The sequence below is a fragment of the Pseudomonas migulae NBRC 103157 genome, from assembly GCF_002091715.1.
Classification (GTDB): Bacteria; Pseudomonadota; Gammaproteobacteria; order Pseudomonadales; family Pseudomonadaceae; genus Aquipseudomonas; species Aquipseudomonas migulae_A.
Map to the genome: position 1 here is coordinate 25,299 of NZ_BDAG01000031.1, position 15,724 is coordinate 41,022.

The 15,724-nt window shown below is 61.5% G+C and carries 13 protein-coding genes; 9 read left to right on the forward strand and 4 right to left on the reverse strand.

Annotated elements, in window-relative coordinates; genetic code table 11:
* The first annotated feature begins 1 nt into the window (after position 1).
* From PMI01S_RS21320 to PMI01S_RS21345, 6 genes are read left to right on the forward strand one after another with little or no spacing between them, the layout of a single operon-like run.
* A complete protein-coding gene (locus PMI01S_RS21320) occupies positions 2-475 on the forward strand; it encodes a type II secretion system protein (RefSeq protein WP_084322036.1) in 474 nt (157 codons plus the stop codon).
* 4 nt (positions 476-479) lie between these two features.
* Positions 480-854 (forward strand): type II secretion system protein, encoded by a 375-nt coding sequence (locus PMI01S_RS21325; RefSeq protein WP_084322037.1) that lies wholly within the window; start codon positions 480-482, stop codon positions 852-854.
* Positions 829-1,368 (forward strand): type II secretion system protein, encoded by a 540-nt coding sequence (locus PMI01S_RS21330; protein ID WP_084322038.1) that lies wholly within the window; start codon positions 829-831, stop codon positions 1,366-1,368. The genes PMI01S_RS21325 and PMI01S_RS21330 overlap by 26 nt, the downstream gene beginning before the upstream one ends.
* A complete protein-coding gene (csgE, locus tag PMI01S_RS21335; protein ID WP_084322039.1) occupies positions 1,365-1,754 on the forward strand; it encodes a curli production assembly/transport protein CsgE in 390 nt (129 codons plus the stop codon). Before PMI01S_RS21330 ends, csgE begins: the two co-directional genes overlap by 4 nt.
* A complete protein-coding gene (locus PMI01S_RS21340; protein ID WP_084322040.1) occupies positions 1,751-2,182 on the forward strand; it encodes a curli assembly protein CsgF in 432 nt (143 codons plus the stop codon). The genes csgE and PMI01S_RS21340 overlap by 4 nt, the downstream gene beginning before the upstream one ends.
* Positions 2,183-2,211: 29 nt before the next feature.
* Complete coding sequence (locus PMI01S_RS21345; protein WP_084322041.1) at positions 2,212-3,066, forward strand: CsgG/HfaB family protein; 855 nt, start codon at positions 2,212-2,214, stop codon at positions 3,064-3,066.
* 1,243 nt (positions 3,067-4,309) lie between these two features.
* On the opposite strand, the gene PMI01S_RS21360 is transcribed toward PMI01S_RS21345, so the two are convergent.
* The 4 genes from PMI01S_RS21360 to PMI01S_RS21375 are packed head-to-tail and all read right to left on the reverse strand — an operon-like array spanning position 4,310 to position 9,932.
* Positions 4,310-5,755, reverse strand: coding sequence for a curlin (locus PMI01S_RS21360; protein WP_084322044.1), 1,446 nt, complete (start codon positions 5,753-5,755; stop codon positions 4,310-4,312).
* 27 nt (positions 5,756-5,782) lie between these two features.
* A complete protein-coding gene (locus tag PMI01S_RS21365) occupies positions 5,783-6,244 on the reverse strand; it encodes a curlin (protein ID WP_084322045.1) in 462 nt (153 codons plus the stop codon).
* A gap of 59 nt (positions 6,245-6,303) precedes the next feature.
* Entirely contained in the window at positions 6,304-8,550 is a 2,247-nt protein-coding gene (locus PMI01S_RS21370) for an Ig-like domain-containing protein (protein ID WP_084322046.1), read from the reverse strand.
* Positions 8,551-8,585: 35 nt separating this feature from the next.
* Complete coding sequence (locus PMI01S_RS21375) at positions 8,586-9,932, reverse strand: hypothetical protein (protein WP_084322048.1); 1,347 nt, start codon at positions 9,930-9,932, stop codon at positions 8,586-8,588.
* A gap of 272 nt (positions 9,933-10,204) precedes the next feature.
* Here PMI01S_RS21375 and PMI01S_RS21380 point away from each other — a divergent pair, with 272 nt between their 5' ends.
* The 3 genes from PMI01S_RS21380 (at position 10,205) to PMI01S_RS21390 (ending at position 15,669) form a co-directional block, all read left to right on the forward strand.
* On the forward strand, positions 10,205-11,650 hold the full coding sequence (locus tag PMI01S_RS21380) for a sensor histidine kinase (protein ID WP_084322050.1): 1,446 nt from the start codon (positions 10,205-10,207) through the stop codon (positions 11,648-11,650).
* A 183-nt stretch (positions 11,651-11,833) separates the two neighbouring features.
* The gene (locus tag PMI01S_RS21385) at positions 11,834-14,641 is read left to right on the forward strand and encodes a multicopper oxidase domain-containing protein (RefSeq protein ID WP_084322052.1); all 2,808 of its coding nucleotides are present in this window, start codon (positions 11,834-11,836) and stop codon (positions 14,639-14,641) included.
* A complete protein-coding gene (locus tag PMI01S_RS21390; RefSeq protein ID WP_084322054.1) occupies positions 14,638-15,669 on the forward strand; it encodes an SCO family protein in 1,032 nt (343 codons plus the stop codon). The genes PMI01S_RS21385 and PMI01S_RS21390 overlap by 4 nt, the downstream gene beginning before the upstream one ends.
* Positions 15,670-15,724 lie beyond the last annotated feature (55 nt).

Here is a 15,724-nt window from a genome sequence, read left to right on the forward strand (position 1 = left end):
CATGAGCGCCTCGCAACGTGGTTTTACCCTGATTGAAGTCGTGGTGACGCTGGCCCTGATCGGGCTGTTGGCCGGCATGGCCGCGCCGCTGACCGAGACCGTGGTGCGCCGGGGCAAGGAGCAGGATCTGCGCACGGCGCTGTACCAGATCCGCGATGCCATCGACGCCTACAAACGCGCCTACGACGCCGGTTACATCGAGAAGTCGCTGGACAGCAGCGGCTATCCGCCGAACCTGAAAGTACTGGTGGACGGTGTACGCGATGTGCGCAGCGCCAAGGGCGCCAAGTTCTATTTTTTGCGCCGCGTGCCCCATGACCCGCTGGCCCCGGTCAAGCGCGACGACGAAGGCGGCTGGGGGCTGCGCGCCTATGACAGCACGGCCCAGAACCCCCGCGAAGGCCAAGACGTCTTTGACGTTTATTCGAAGGCGCGCGGCAAGGGTCTCAACGGTATTGCGTACCGGGAGTGGTGAGCTTATGCGTCGGGAAAAGGGTTTTACCCTGCTGGAACTGATGGTGGTCATGGCAATCATCGCGACCTTGATGACCATCGCCATGCCACGCTATTTCAACAGCCTCGAGGCCTCGAAAGAGACCACGCTGCGCCAGAGCCTGTCGGCGATGCGTGAAGCGTTGGATCACTATTACGGCGACACCGGGCGTTATCCCGATTCCCTCGAGCAACTGGTGGAGCAGCGCTACCTGCGCAACTCGCCGATGGACCCGATCGCCGAGCGCAAGGATCTGTGGGTCATGGTCGCACCGCCGGACGGCGTACCCGGCGGGGTCGCCGATATCAAAAGCGGAGCCACAGGGAGGGCGCGGGATGGCAGCCTCTATTCCGAGTGGTAAGCCGTTCGGCGAGGGCGGTTTCACTTACCTGGGCGTGCTGTTCCTGATCATGCTGATGGGCATGGGCCTGGCCAGTGCAGGCGAGTTGTGGTCGACCGCTTCGCGCCGGGATCGTGAACGCCAGCTGCTCTGGGTCGGTACGCAATACGCCCAGGCATTGCGCAGCTATTACCGCAGTTCGCCAGGGCTGGCGCAGTATCCGAAAAACCTCGAAGACCTGTTGCAGGACGAGCGTTTTCCCAACCCGAAACACCATATTCGGCAGCTGTATCCGGACCCGATCAGCGGTGGTGAATGGATCTTGATGCGTGGTTTCGACGGGCGCATCACCGGCCTCAACAGCGCCTCCACGGACAAGCCGCTGAAGCAGGCGGATTTCCCCGCGCAGTGGTCGGACTTCACCGGCATGGCCAGTTACAGGGACTGGCAGTTCGTGGCCGAGAAATCCTTCCTCGATGGCACATCCGGGCCTGCCAAAGGCCAGTCGAAATTGCCCCAGGCGTTACAGCCATGAACAGATTCTGTTGGGTCGTGATCCTGATGTTGACGTCCACTGCCGCTGCGGCCGGCGAAGAGGACGAAATGATGGGGTTCATCGTCGATGACACGATCTCGCACATAGGCCACGACTTTTACTACTCGTTCAGTGAACGCCTGCGCGCCACCAGCCCGATGGATTTCAACCTGGTGGTGCGCGAACGACCTTCGGCGCGCTGGGGCGCCCTGGTCACCGTGGAATATCAGCAGCGTCTGGTTTACCGGCGTTTTCTGCCGCCGAACACCGTGGAACTCAAGGACGAGGCCTATGATGCCGCCGACTGGGTTCGCGGGCAGATCGTCCAGCGCAAGCTGGAAGCCATGTTGCAGGACACAACGGACCTTGAGAGGGACGAGTTATGAAAACAAAAACGTTCTCGCAGCGCCCCGGGCTTTCATGGGCAGGCCTGTGCCTGTTCGGGCTCGGCAGTTGTGTGGTCCAGGCCACGGAGCTGGTCTATACGCCCATCAACCCGTCGTTTGGCGGTAACCCGTTGAACGGGACCTGGCTGCTCAACAACGCTCAGGCCCAGAACGACTACGACGATCCCGACTTGAAAAAACGCACCACCGCGGCCGGTACTTCGGCGCTGGAGCGGTTCACCAGTCAGTTGCAGTCGCGGTTGCTCGGGCAGTTGCTGGACAACATTTCCGCGGGCAACACCGGGAGCCTGACCACCGACGCTTTTATCGTCAACGTCGTCGATGATTCCGGGCAGTTGACCATCGTCGTGACTGACCGAGCGACCGGTGAAATCTCGGAGATCCAGGTGAGCGGCCTGGCCCCTTGACGGGATCGGGTTGATGGGGAGGGAAGGACATGAAAAGAATAATGGTGCTGGGGCTGATGTTGGCGATGTTGCAAGGGTGCAGCCTGCGCGAGCCGATCGGGGCTGAGCAGGACACCGAAACACCGACGCTGACCCCGAGGGCGTCAACCTACTACGACTTGATCAATATGCCGCGACCCAAGGGCCGGTTGATGGCGGTGGTGTACGGTTTCAGGGATCAGACCGGCCAGTACAAACCGACGCCGGCCAGCTCGTTTTCCACCAGCGTAACCCAGGGGGCGGCGAGCATGCTGATGGATGCGTTGCAGGCCAGTGGCTGGTTTGTGGTGCTGGAGCGGGAAGGGCTGCAGAACCTGCTGACCGAACGCAAGATCATTCGCGCCTCGCAGAAAAAACCGAATACGCCGCTGAATATCCAGGGTGAACTACCGCCGTTGCAAGCCGCGAACATGATGCTTGAGGGCGGGATTATTGCGTACGACACCAATGTGAAAAGTGGCGGGGAAGGGGCGCGTTACCTGGGTATCGATATTTCCCGGGAGTATCGGGTGGATCAGGTCACGGTGAACCTGCGGGCGGTGGATGTGCGCAGTGGGCAGGTGCTGGCCAATGTGATGACCAGCAAAACAATTTACTCAGTGGGCCGTAGTGCCGGGGTGTTCAAGTTTATCGAGTTCAAGAAGTTGCTTGAGGCGGAGGTCGGGTATACCACCAACGAGCCGGCGCAGTTGTGTGTGTTGTCGGCGATCGAGGCGGCGGTGGGGCATCTGTTGGCGCAGGGGATCGAGCGGCGTTTGTGGCAGGTGGCGGGGGATAATTCGCCTCAGAGCAGTGAGACGCTCGATCGTTACCTGACCCAGAACAAGGTGCCTGAAGAGGAGTGAACCGAGGCGGCCTTCGGGCCGACCTGGTTCTTGCTGATGTACCCGGACCCCCTGTAGGAGCTGGCTTGCTAGCGATGGCTGAGCGTCAGGCGATATAGGTTTTGATGGTGTGCATATCCATTGCTGCGGTAACGACGGCTATGGGTTCCGCCCTTACGGCGGGTTACTTGGAAAAGCGCCAAGTAACCAAGCGCCAGCGCCCCTGACGTACGGTGGCTCGCTCCGGTCCTGCTCCGTGGGCCCGCCGCCATCGGCCATCCATGGCCGGGGGCGGCTAACCCGGCATCCTTGCCGGGTTGCCCACTGCGCAGAACCTGCGCTCGGCCTTCCGACGGGGCAGATCAAGATCAAAATCAAAAACAAAGCGAGGCGGCCTGGTAGCCGACCTGATGTTCGTCAGATCATCGGGGGTGTACACACACCAGTGTCATGCCCGCCAACAATCCCCTGTGGGAGCTGGCTTGCCAGCGATGGCTGAGCGTCAGGCGGCTTGTTTTTTGATGGTGTACATATCCATTCCTGTGGTCATGGCTACCAATGGTTCCGCCCTGACGGCGGGTTACTTGGAAGAGCGCCAAGTAACCAAGCGCCAGCGCCCCTGACGTACGGTGGCTCGCCTAGGCTCGCCATGCCCTCGCTCCGGTCCTGCTCCGTGGGCCCGCCGCCATCGGCCATCCATGGCCGGGGGCGGCTAACCCGGCATCCTTGCCGGGTTGCCCACTGCGCAGAACCTGCGCTCGGCCTTCCGACGGGGCAGATCAAGATCAAAATCAAAAACAAAGCGAGGCGGCCTGGTAGCCGACGTGATGTTCGTCAGATCATCGGGGGTGTACACACACCAGTGTCATGCCCGCCAACAATCCCCTGTGGGAGCGGCGGTGCGACGATTCGACTTGCTCGCGAATGCGGACTGACATTCAGCATTGATGTCGACTGACTGGACGGGGCAGATCAGGATCAAAAGCCAGATCAAAAGCCAAAGCGAGGCGGCCTGATAGCCGACCTGAAGTCTGTCAAAGCCATCGGCGTTAAACACCAATCTCATGCCCACCAAAAATCCCCTGTGGGAGCTGGCTTGCCAGCGATGGTCGTTAACGATGACGCGTGTTGTCTGAAGGAACGCGATGTCTGGGCATCCATCGCTGGCAAGCCAGCTCCTACAAGGACCGGTGCGCCCTGCAAACATCTGGCAAAAAAAACCGCGTCCTCTTCAAGGGCCGCGGTTTTTTTTATACCCCTGCAATTACTGCTGCAACACCGTCGCCCGGTTATCCATACCCACTTGTTGAATGGTCGCCATCTGCGTCACGCCACTCTGATCCACATTGGCAATGTTCCCGGTGCCGCCTTGGGTCACATACGCCACGTTCATCGTGTCAGCCTGTTTCACCGTGATCTGGTTATCGTTGCCCCACTGGCTGGTAGAGGCCAGGTTGCCGGTGCCGGACTGGTCGAACGCGGTGCTGTTGTTCATGCCGGTGCTGCTGCCCTCGATCAGGTTGGCGGTGCCGCGCTGGTCGGCGATGAGGACGTTGTCGCTACCGTTCTGGTCGAAGTACAGCTCGTTGTAGTTTTCGGCCTGGCTAACGGTGGTTTTGTTGCCGGTGCCGGTCTGGTGGGTGGTCATGATGTGGCCGACGCCGTCCTGAGTGAAGTTGGCAATGTTTTCCTTGCCGTTCTGGGTGATGGTTGCGCTCTGGTTGCTGCCGAACTGGCCACCTTTTTGCGGACCTTTCCAGTTGCTGGCGTAGACCTTGTTGTCGCTACCCACCGAAGTGGCGGTGAGTGAATGGCCTTCGCCGGTCTGGTAGGTGAAGTGCGTGTTGCCCGTGCCTGTCTGGTACAGCGCGATGGTCGAGCCAGTGGATTCGAACTGATCGGCGTAGATCGCGTTGAGGTCGCCAACCTGAAACACGTGGGCGGTGTTGTTTTCGCCGAAGCTCTGGTCGACCACGGTTTCGTTGGTCAGGCCGGTCTGGTTGACGGTGGCACCGCTGCCGACTTGTCCGTCCTGCCAGATTTCAGTGCCGTTACCGTCGCCGAGCTGGTTGATGGTCAGGTTGCCGCCGTCGCCATTGCGCTGGTCGCCGTAGGCATAGTTGCTGGTGCCTGTCTGGTTGATGTCGATCTGGCCGCCCATGTGGTTGATCTGTTCGGCGGTGGCGTAGTTGGTGGTGCCGTACTGGATGATCACCGCGGTGTTGGCGATGCCGGGCTGGATCTGTTCGATGTAGGCTTCATTGCTGTCACCGAACTGGAAGGTTTGCCCGGTCGTGCCGTCCTGGCTGTCCTGATAGACGAATGAGAAGTTGCCGGTGCCTTGCTGTTGTTGCAGCACTTCACCGCCCCCTGCGCCGATCGACTGGCTGGCGTGGCTGGTGTTGAAACTGCCGGTCTGTTGCTGGGTGATGGTGCTGTTGTTTTCGAACAATTGCTCGGCGTAACCGGCGTTGTAATCGCCCACCTGGTTCTGGTCGATGGTGCTGGTGGCCGTGTCCTGCTTGGCGGCCGCGTCGTTGCCCTGGCCGAGTTGCTGCTGTGTGGCGGTGCTGAAGGGGGACAGGGTCTGCTTCACGTCGGCGACGTTGGCGGTGCCGGTCTGGTCCTGGGTTGAAAGGCTGTCGTTGGCCAACGCCTGGGCACTGACAATGACCAGGATGGCGGCGGTGAGGGGCGTCAGTTTGAACATGGTGAAACCTCCATGTGTTGCAGTGCTTTAGCGGTATTGTTTGACCGAAACGCTCATGCCGTTTCCCGACTGGCTCACGGCGCTGGTAAGCCCCGTGCCGGCCTGGTCGATGCTGGCGTCGTTGTTGTTGCCGTTCTGGGAAATCTGCGCGCGGTTCTGGCTGCCGGTCTGCGTGATCGAGGCGGAGTTGCCGGAACCTTGCTGATTGATCATCGCCATCAGGTCGCTGCCGTGTTGCAGGATGAAGGCTTCCTGATTGCTCCCCGACTGGACGATGGTGCCGAGCAACGACTGGCCGTTCTGTTGCAGCAGCGCCACGTTGGCCTGGCCGTTCTGGTCGATCAGCGCGTGCTGGCCAATCGGCGGTGGCAACTCGCCGAGGTCGGTGCCGGGGCCCACGTCGTCGTTCTCCATCAGATCGTCGGCGCGCACGCCCGCGCTGCTGCAGAGCAGAAGCAGGCAGAGCAGGGTGGCGATCGACGTTCTCATCGTGTTGTCCTTTGGGCAGAGGCCCGCCCCATCAACCGTGCGGTCGATGGGGCGAGGGCTCAGTTCGAAACCACCGACACCGTGCGCACGGTGCCTTGGGACGAGGTGATGGTGGCGGTCGGGTTCGCCGACGGAATCACCGTGGTGGTGTTGTTCACCGTCAGCCGCCAGCGACCGGTCACCGGTACCGTGGTGGTGCCCAGGGTCGTCAACCCGGTCGGGGTGCTGACCCGGACGGTGATGGTGTTGCCGGTGGTCACCGATGAGGTGCCCGCAAAGTCCCAGGTGAAGCGGTTATTGGAACGTGCCGACACCGTAGCCGTGGTCACCGTGAAGGTTTCTGCCGGTGGCCGGGGCGAGACTTGCACGGTGACCGTCGCCGGTGCCGTCGACACGGCGCCCAGGCTGTCTCGGGCGAGGTAGGTGAAGGTCGTGGTGAACGCCGTCGTGACGGTGGCCGGTGGGGTGTAGGTGATCACCGTGCCGTTGCTGCTGACGGTACCGCGACCCGCCGCTGGCTGGGTGAAACTGGCGATGGCCAGCGGCACGTTGCCTTCCGGATCGGTGTCGTTGAGCAGCACATTGATCGGCACCGCCACGCCCAGCGTTGCGATGCTGTCCGCGACAGCCACGGGTGGCCGGTTAGGCGCCACGGTGATGGTCACGGTCGCCGGGGTTGCCGAGGCCAGGCCTTTGACGTCTTGAGCCTTGTAGGTGAAGGTCGTGGTCAGCGGCACCGTGACCACGGCTGGCGGTGTGTAGACCACGGCGGTCGAACCGCTCAACGCCACGGTGCCTTGCCCGGTGGCCGGTTGGGTCAGCGCGGTGATGCTCAACGGTACGTTGCCGTCCGGGTCACTGTCGTTGGCCAGCAGGTTGAGGGTCAGCGGCACCCCGAAGCTGGTGCTGCCGCTGTCGGCAACGGCCAGCGGCGGCTGGTTCTCTCCGCTGTTCGGTGCCGTTCCGACCACCACAACCGGTTCGGTGTCACTGCCGCCCGCAGCGGACTTGACCGTGACGCTGGCCGGTGGCTGTGGCAGGTCGGTGACAGTCAGGCGTTGCAGGGTGCCGGACTTGGACAGACGTCCGTAACCCTGAGCGACCATGTCCGGCACTGTCACTTCATCCGTGGAAGTGGCCTCGATCAGCAGGCTCTGATTGCTGAAGTTGTAGCGAGCGGTCTGGATTTTCACCAGGTCAGTGACCTTGCTCGACACCGCCGTGGGGCGAGTGGTGCCCGTCGGGTTGGTGGCGGTGAGCACGACAACCGAAGGCACCGTGCCGGTGATCAGATGCTGGCCGAAGAACAGCCCGTTGTTGTCGCCCACCAGGTTGGTCTGGCACGGCGAAAGCGGTGGCCCGGGAACCAGCGCAACGGTTTCTCGGAAGCACAGCGTCGAGCTGTTATCCGCTTTGCCAAAGACTTCGATCCGGGTGCTGCTGCCGGTGCCGGAGGGAATGCGCCGGTAGGTGGCACGGTCCATTTCCACATGGGTTTGCGCACGGTTGTCGAGGACTTTGCCGGCGAGGGTGAAGAGGTTGGTCTGAATGGTCCCCGCCGGCCCGGTGATGCGCACGAAGTTGGTGTTGTTCGGGCTGCCGGTGACGGCTTCGGTAAGGTTCGGGTCGCCGACGAAGGTTTCGACGGTGCCGGTGTCCGGGTTCACCTCGGTGTAAGGGCCGTTGACGCTGCGCAGGAATGGCCCGATGGCACCGCTCAGGGCGCCGCTGAAATTGCCCGGCGCGCCGATGCCGACATCTTTGGTGATGTTGATCGCACGCCGGCCCGGCGTGGTGACGTTGACTGTTTCCACGCCGTAGGGGTGGGTGATGGTGTAAGTCCCGGCGGTGGGCACGTTCACCCGGATGCGAATCCGCGCGAAGCTTTGCTGATCGCCATCGATGGGGTTTTCCGAGGCGAATGCCGCTTCGATCCCGGCCACGTAGACGTCCATGCCATAGCCGGCGGCGTTGTTGGCGATGGAGGTTTCGGCGAGGAACCAGAAGGCTTCCGGCGGCCAGTTATCCGGGAACACCATCGGCTGGCTGTCGTCGTAGATGCCGGGTTCCGGCAGCAGGGTGCACATGTAGGATGGCGGCACCGTGACCGGTACTCGGGAGCTCGTGGCCCGGGACTGACACAGCTCCATCGACAGCTGATTATTGTCTTGATACCACATGGGGAATTTCCCCGTGGCGAAGGTGTAGGGGCCAGGGTCGACGGCGGCGAGTTGCGCATACGCGCTGCCGGACAACGATAGAGTCAGCCCGAGGGCGTTGAGCGCCAGGCGCGGCCAATTGTTCATGATGCCTCCTGATGAGGATCTGGGCATGTGAGCGTTCATTGCACGATGACCACTTCTTCGGTATCGCTGCCGCCATTGGATGACGTCACCCGAACCTTGGCCGGTGGAATCGGGGAGATCCCGGTCGCGAGGGTTTTCACTGCGCCGTCGCCACTGAGCGCGCCGATGGCAGCGCCGGTGCCCGAGGTGGCGGTCAGCACTGGCGGCGAAGTTTCGTCGCTGGTGGAGGCCACGACCGTTATTTGCCCGGTGCTCAGGCTGTACTCGGCGCGCTGGATCACCACCAGGTCGGTCAATGGCATGGGCAAGGTGGTCGGTGTGCTGGTGGGGATGGCCAGGTGGTTGTCGGCGGTCACCTGCAAGGTGCCTGGCAAGCTCGGGTTGGTCGACGACTGCGCGTACCAGTTGCCGGTGGTGTTGGCTTCGCGCAGGTTCAGCACCGGGTTGTTGCTGTCCAGGGTGACGGTGGCGGGAGGCGGCGGAGCCATGACGAATACATCCTGCTGCGCCACCGGTGCGCTGTCGCCGGCATGTCGCGAATAGGTGCTGCGCTGGGGGATCATCGGCGTCGGCCGGATCACGCTCGACAATTTGCCCGAGACGGCGAATACCGTGGTCCGCAGGTCCAGGCCTCCTGGCCCTTCGATACGGAGGAAGTTGGTGTTGAACGGGCTGCCGGTGACGGCTTCTTCGAGGTTCGGATCGCCGATGAAGGTTTCCGCCTGACCGGTGACCGGGTTGGTTTCGGTGTAGGGGCCGTTGACGCTGCGCAGAAAGGGGCCGACATCACCTTTGAGGGCGCCGTCGTAGGTCTTCGGCGTACCAATGCCGATGTCCCGTGTCATGTTGATCGCGCGCCGACCGGGCGTGTCGACGTTGAACACATCGACACCGTAGGGATGGGTGATGACGTAGGTGCCGGCGATGGGCACATCGACACGAATGCGCACCCGGGCGAAGCTGACCTGGTCGCCGTCAATCGGCTCTTCGGCGGCGAAGGCGGCTTCGATGGCCGAGCCATAGGCCAGGTCGATGCCCCTGGCCGCATCGACGATCGTACCGTCGACGGTGAACCAGAACGCTTCATCGGGAAAGTTGGTCGGGAAGACGATCGGTTGCGCGTCGTCGAACACCCCTGGCGTCGGCAGCAGGTTGCACATGTAGGTCGGTGCGCCCGGAGCGCTGGGCACCCGTGAACTGACGGCCTTGGACAGACAAAGATCGAGGGTTCGACCATGCGTGTCCTGATACCAGGCAGCGAAAGATCCGTTGGCGGGCAAGTAAGGCCCCGGATCGACAGCAAACAGCGCCGCCTGGGCGAAGCCTTGGGCCAGAGCGGACACGACCAGGGCGATCGCGGTTTTGGACAGTAAAGGGTGCATGAGTATTCCCTCTATCAGAGACCTGCCCCGTGGGGAGGGGTCAGTTGACGGGGAGGGTCGGCAACTTCCATACCAATCTCGGAAAACGGCCGTCAGAGGCCCGGAATCAGGGCTTGTTACGCTCTCGAGGCGCTGGAATGCCGGTCTGGCATCAGGGCCACTGTCCCCAGATTTGGGGGTAGATGGAACATTGGGGAAGTGCGGACCCGGGGCCGGGCAAACCGCCATGGGTGGGCTATAACCAATGGGGGGAACCGCCGGGAAGTACGCCCATGAACTTGCCTACGCAATTGCTCCAGTCCGAGGAGGGCACACGCCTGAACTCGCGCAAGCAGCCGTTCAACCTGCTGCGCTGGTTTTCGCTCATCAGCATGGGAGTGATCGGCACGGTGGCGGTGGCGCTGGGCGCGGTGTCCACGCGGTTTGTGATTACCGAGAGCGTACAGCGCGATGCGATGTTGACCTCGCAGTTCATTCAGACGATCGCTTACGCCGAGATGCGTCATGTGTCGATTCCGAATGTGCGGACCATGGGCGAGCTGCTGGACCCGCGCAAAGACCGGGACTTCCCGGACGTCGACCCGATGGACCGCGCCAGTGTCCGGGGCGAATTTCTCGACCATATCGAGCACCTGCCAGACGTGATCCTGGCCAACATTTATGCGCCCGATCGCATGGTGGTCTGGTCGACAAACCCGGCATTGATGGGAACCACCATCCAGGCTGACGAAGACCTGGAGCAGGCGTTTGCCTCCAGGAAGCCGGTGTCGACCAGCTACCACAATGTCGACAAGACACGCATGGAACAGAAGTTCATATCGCCACCGGATTTCATCTTCATCGAAAACTACATTCCGCTGTTCGATGCCGATGGCAAGAACGTCACCGCGATGGTGGAGATCTACAAGGAACCCAAGGACCTGATCAACCGTATGGAGCGCGGCCTGGTGTTGATCTGGCTGGCCACGGCACTGGGCGGCGGGCTGATTTATCTGGGGCTTTACTGGATCGTGCGCCGGGCGGCAAATCTGCTGGCGGAGCAACAAAAGCAATTGATTACCAACGAGACGTTCGTTGCCCTGGGTGAGATGTCATCGGCGGTGGCCCACAGTTTGCGTAACCCGCTGGCGACCATTCGTTCAAGCGCCGAGCTGGCGCTGGAGTTCGACAGCGGCCCGGCGCACAAAAACATCACCGACATCATCGGTCAGGCGGATCGCATGTCGAAATGGGTAAGGGAACTGCTGCAATCCTTGCGCCCGCTGCATGATGAGTCCGAACCGGTGAACCTGGTGGCGGTGTTGCACGACAGCCTCATGGCGTTCGAACAGCAGATCGCCAATGCCGAGGTTCACGTGGTGTTTGAGCCGAAGGACACGCCGATGGTCCTGAGCCAGCCAATACAGTTGTCGCAAATCCTCAGCAGTTTGCTGGCCAATGCGCTGGAAGCCATGGACAAGGGCGGCACCCTGACCATCACTCTGGAAACCACTGATGCCCGAGGCGTCAGTGTGGTCCTGAGAGACACGGGCAAAGGCATGAGCGAGGAACAACGCAGCCTGGCCTTCCGGCCGTTTTTCACCACCAAGCAAGGCGGGCTGGGCGTCGGGCTGGTGCTGGTCAAACGAATCATGGAACGCTACGGCGGTGCCGTGAGCCTGGAAAGTTGCGAGGGCGAGGGCACGTGCGCACGCCTGTCGTTCAAGCGGATTCCCTGAAACGGGGATGAACTTTCCCCGGTAACGGGTGTCATTCCCCAGTCTTTTTTTCGGACATGGCAAATTGATGTTGATAAGCCATTGTTTCGCAGGGAATTAATCTTTCGCATAAAACCGTTACAAGTCTGGCGAACTCCTTGCAAAACCCCCATTACCCCCTTCATATCTTCGAGGCGGCTGGTGATGGACAGAAAAGCGCGGCACCCCTGCAAATGGCTTGGCCTTCTGACGCCCCTGAGCGTCCTGCTCGCAACGATGCTCGGCACAACGAGCCTGCGCGCCGGCCCGATCGACGACGAAGGACAGCCCGGACCGACCGACCCTTCGGCGTACCACGACGAACCGGCTGACCGACAGGGGGCCTTGAACGCCATTTTGACCATGCCACCGGCCAACCTGGATTCCTTCGATTTGCCGGGGGGCGTCAAAGGCACCCGTGACACCCCGCTCAAGGAAAACATCCTGCCGCCGGCGGTGCAGACCAGCTTCAATTACCCCACCAACGGAAAACCCAGTCCGCTGTACGGTGCTCTGCCGTTCACTCAGCAGTTGCTGCTGTTCGAAGAATTCGGTCTGGAAAAACTCGACCCCACCACTCCGGCGGCGCCGTTGCCGTTTCCACCGGCCGCCATTGGTCCGCTGCCGCAACAGGATCCCACCAGCGTCGCTCGCAGTGCCCCACCGAGCGCGGCGCTCGACGCTTTCATGCGGCAACCGGGGCTGACTCCGTTCCCCAGTCATTATTCCAACGTGGTCGACCGCAACCCTTGGCAGAAGCAGATCGAATTTTTCCTCAACCGCCGTATCGGTTCGTCGGCTGAAGGCCGTCCACCAGGAAAAGGCTGGTCGCACCAGCGCTGGAACGAGTTTTACCCGCAGATGGCCTACAAGACTGTGCAAACCGGCGCACGAGTGAATACCGGCTTGCGTGACAGTCGTCAGATGCACCGCTATGCCATGGGCGAGTTTGGCCCTGGCGGCCTCTATTACAACGTGGCTGGCCTGCCGGCGACCGCAGGCACCGCCAAAGGCGTCAATGCGCGTTTTCACCCGAAAATGCCGGTGCAGAACCACAACGCGGTCTGGACCTTCGACGGCACCTTCCCGCCCAAGTTACTCATGGTGCGTTACGGACAACCCGTGTTGATGCGCCATTACAACGGCTTGCCGATCGACCCGTCAGCGAACATGGGGTTTGGTCTGCACACCCTTTCCACCCACGAACACAACGGTCATCAACCGGCGGAAAGCGATGGTTATGCCAGCGCATTTTTCTTCCCCGGGCAATTCTACGACTACCGCTGGCCGATCCAGCTGGCCGGTTACGACAGCATCAACACCAAGGCTGAGGATCCGCGTGCAGCTTTTCCGTGCTCGCCGGGCGAAACCCTGTGGACCAACGACCTCACCCCCAGCCGCAAGACCTGCGACAACGGCACGATCAAGATCCGCGGCGACTGGCGCGAAACCATGAGCAGCCATTGGTTTCACGACCACATGCTCGATTTCACCGCGCAGAACGTCTACAAGGGCAACGCGGCAATGATGAACTACTACAGCGCCCTGGACCGTGGCAATGAATCGGTGAATGACGGCGTCAACCTGCGTTTACCAAGTGGCAATGCCCTGCCTTGGGGTAACCGCGACTACGACGTCAACCTCGTGTTTGCCGACAAGGCGTGGGATAAAAACGGTCAACTGTGGTTCAACCCGTTCAATACCGACGGCTTCCTCGGTGATCAGGTGCTGGTCAACTGGCAGTGGAAACCGGTCCTGGATGTGCGCGCCCGCAGCTATCGGTTACGCATGCTCAATGGCTCGGTGTCGCGCTACTTCAAACTGGCGCTGGTGCGCGAAATCAAGGGCACCGGCGGCGAGTTTCCGGGGCCTGTCGGGTCGGGCGTGTCGTATGCTCGCGTGCCGTTCCACATGATTGCCAACGACGGCAATATCATGGAGCACAGCGTGCCGTTCGACGGCACCATGGACCTGGATGCCGACGGCGATATGAAGAATCACAACGCGATCCTGCCCACCATGGGCATCGCCGAGCGTTTCGACATCATCGTCAACTTCGCGAAAAACGGGGTCAAGGCCGGCGACAAGCTGTTCTTCGTCAACCTGCTGGTGCATGAAGACGGCAAGGGCCCGGAAGAACCCGCCTCCCTGGCTGACGTGCTGTCCGAGAAATACAAGGCGATCATCAAGCAAACCAGCAAGGGGCCGAAGTGGGAAGACGGTGACCCGGCGGTAGGCAAGGTGTTGCAACTCAACGTCAAGGCTTACACCGGTCAGGACCTGGCCATGGACCCGGCCGCCTATGAACCGGCCAAACCGGGCAAGGCTGAAGGCCTGGTGATGATCCCGCTGAAACTTCACCGCGATAATCTGGCCGACAAGGCGCTGCTGGCCAAGGCCCGTCACCGCACCTTCACCTTCGGTCGTTCCGACGGCACTGATCTGGCGCCGTGGACAATCAAGACCGACGGCGGTTTCGGTTTCAGCATGGACCCCCGTCGCCTGAACGTCTCGACCAAACTGGCCTCCGGCCCGACCGACGCCGGCATGAGCGGTTTCGGTACCCTGGAAGTGTGGAACATCAAGCTCGGCGGCGAGGGCTGGAGCCATCCGGTGCATGTGCACTTCGAGGAGGGGATCATCCTCAGCCGCGGCGGCAAGCTACCACCGGAATGGGAAAAATGGGCACGCAAGGACGTGTACCGCATCGGCCCGGAAAAGGACGGCCTGGACAGCGTGGAAATTGCGATCCACTTCCGCGAATTCGCCGGGACGTACATGGAGCACTGCCACAACACTCAACATGAGGACAATTCCATGTTGTTGCGTTGGGACGTTGAGAAACCGGGGCAACTGCAATTGATGCCGGTTCCGCTGCCGAGCTGGGATGGCGTGCGCTACGTGAACTCGGCCGCGCTGCCAACCTTCCGCACCGGCGATGGCTACGGCCCTCAAGCGGTGATGAAACCATGATCCGCAGGGGAGCCGACATGACACTGCACACGCCGCGCTCCCGTGCGTTGGGCATGCACCTGATTCTGGTACTGGTGACGTTTCTGCTGGCCAGTCAGGTGCTTCACGCTCATGACGGAGTACTGGCGCCGACGGAATCGGCGACACCCTGGGGCGGTGATTACTTCCCCAACACCTTGCTGACCAACCAGGACGGTCGGCAGGTGCGTTTTTTCGATGACCTGATCAAGGGCAAAGTGGTGGTGATCAACTTCATCTTCACCACGTGCAGCGACTCCTGTCCGCTGGAAACCGCGCGCCTGCGCCAGGTGCAACAGTTGCTGGGGCCCCGGGTTGGCCAGGACATTTTTTTCTACTCGATCAGCATCGACCCGTTGAGCGATACACCCGAAGTGCTCAAGGCCTACGCCCAACGGTTCAAGGTCGGACCGGGCTGGCAGTTTCTCACCGGCGAATTTGAGGCCGTCACCGAGTTGCGCAAAAAACTCGGGCTGTTCATCGAGGGCGTCGACAACGGCCGTAACAAGGACCACAACCTGAGCCTGATCGTGGGCAACCAGGGCACTGGTCGCTGGATGAAAGCCTCGCCGTTCGAGAACCCGTGGATCCTCGCCGATCAGTTGGCCAATACCTTGCAGAACTGGAAGCAACCCAGCGTTGAAGAGAATTATGCCGATGCGCCCGAGATCCGCCCGCCGAGCAACGGCGAAGAGTTGTTCCGCACCCGTTGTGCTTCGTGTCACAGCCTCGGGCCGCAAGACGGGCAGGGCATCGGCATGCGCAACATCGGCCCGGACCTGATCGGCGTGACCCGCCTGCGGGATCCCGCCTGGCTCAATCGCTGGATCCGCGAACCGGATCGCATGCTCGCCGAAAAGGACCCGATTGCGCTGGAGCTGTTTCAACGCTTTGACAGGATCCCAATGCCAAACCTTCGCCTGGATGAGCGCTCGGCACAGTCCATCGTCGAATTTTTGCAGGAGGAAACCGATCGTCAACAACCGCTGCAGGCCGCGCAGGTGCCATAGCAGCTAATTACTGTTATCGAGCCGTCAGGCGCGATCAATGCCACCTACACTGATT

What these genes read in the sequence shown, in the direction of transcription:
- PMI01S_RS21320 (WP_084322036.1), top strand. Translation starts at nt 2, where the DNA reads ATGAGCGCCTCGCAACGTGGTTTTACCCTGATTGAAGTCGTGGTGACG.
- PMI01S_RS21325 (WP_084322037.1), top strand. Translation starts at nt 480, where the DNA reads ATGCGTCGGGAAAAGGGTTTTACCCTGCTGGAACTGATGGTGGTCATG.
- PMI01S_RS21330 (WP_084322038.1), top strand. Translation starts at nt 829, where the DNA reads ATGGCAGCCTCTATTCCGAGTGGTAAGCCGTTCGGCGAGGGCGGTTTC.
- csgE (WP_084322039.1), top strand. Translation starts at nt 1,365, where the DNA reads ATGAACAGATTCTGTTGGGTCGTGATCCTGATGTTGACGTCCACTGCC.
- PMI01S_RS21340 (WP_084322040.1), top strand. Translation starts at nt 1,751, where the DNA reads ATGAAAACAAAAACGTTCTCGCAGCGCCCCGGGCTTTCATGGGCAGGC.
- PMI01S_RS21345 (WP_084322041.1), top strand. Translation starts at nt 2,212, where the DNA reads ATGAAAAGAATAATGGTGCTGGGGCTGATGTTGGCGATGTTGCAAGGG.
- PMI01S_RS21360 (WP_084322044.1), bottom strand. Translation starts at nt 5,755, where the DNA reads ATGTTCAAACTGACGCCCCTCACCGCCGCCATCCTGGTCATTGTCAGT.
- PMI01S_RS21365 (WP_084322045.1), bottom strand. Translation starts at nt 6,244, where the DNA reads ATGAGAACGTCGATCGCCACCCTGCTCTGCCTGCTTCTGCTCTGCAGC.
- PMI01S_RS21370 (WP_084322046.1), bottom strand. Translation starts at nt 8,550, where the DNA reads ATGAACAATTGGCCGCGCCTGGCGCTCAACGCCCTCGGGCTGACTCTA.
- PMI01S_RS21375 (WP_084322048.1), bottom strand. Translation starts at nt 9,932, where the DNA reads ATGCACCCTTTACTGTCCAAAACCGCGATCGCCCTGGTCGTGTCCGCT.
- PMI01S_RS21380 (WP_084322050.1), top strand. Translation starts at nt 10,205, where the DNA reads ATGAACTTGCCTACGCAATTGCTCCAGTCCGAGGAGGGCACACGCCTG.
- PMI01S_RS21385 (WP_084322052.1), top strand. Translation starts at nt 11,834, where the DNA reads ATGGACAGAAAAGCGCGGCACCCCTGCAAATGGCTTGGCCTTCTGACG.
- PMI01S_RS21390 (WP_084322054.1), top strand. Translation starts at nt 14,638, where the DNA reads ATGATCCGCAGGGGAGCCGACATGACACTGCACACGCCGCGCTCCCGT.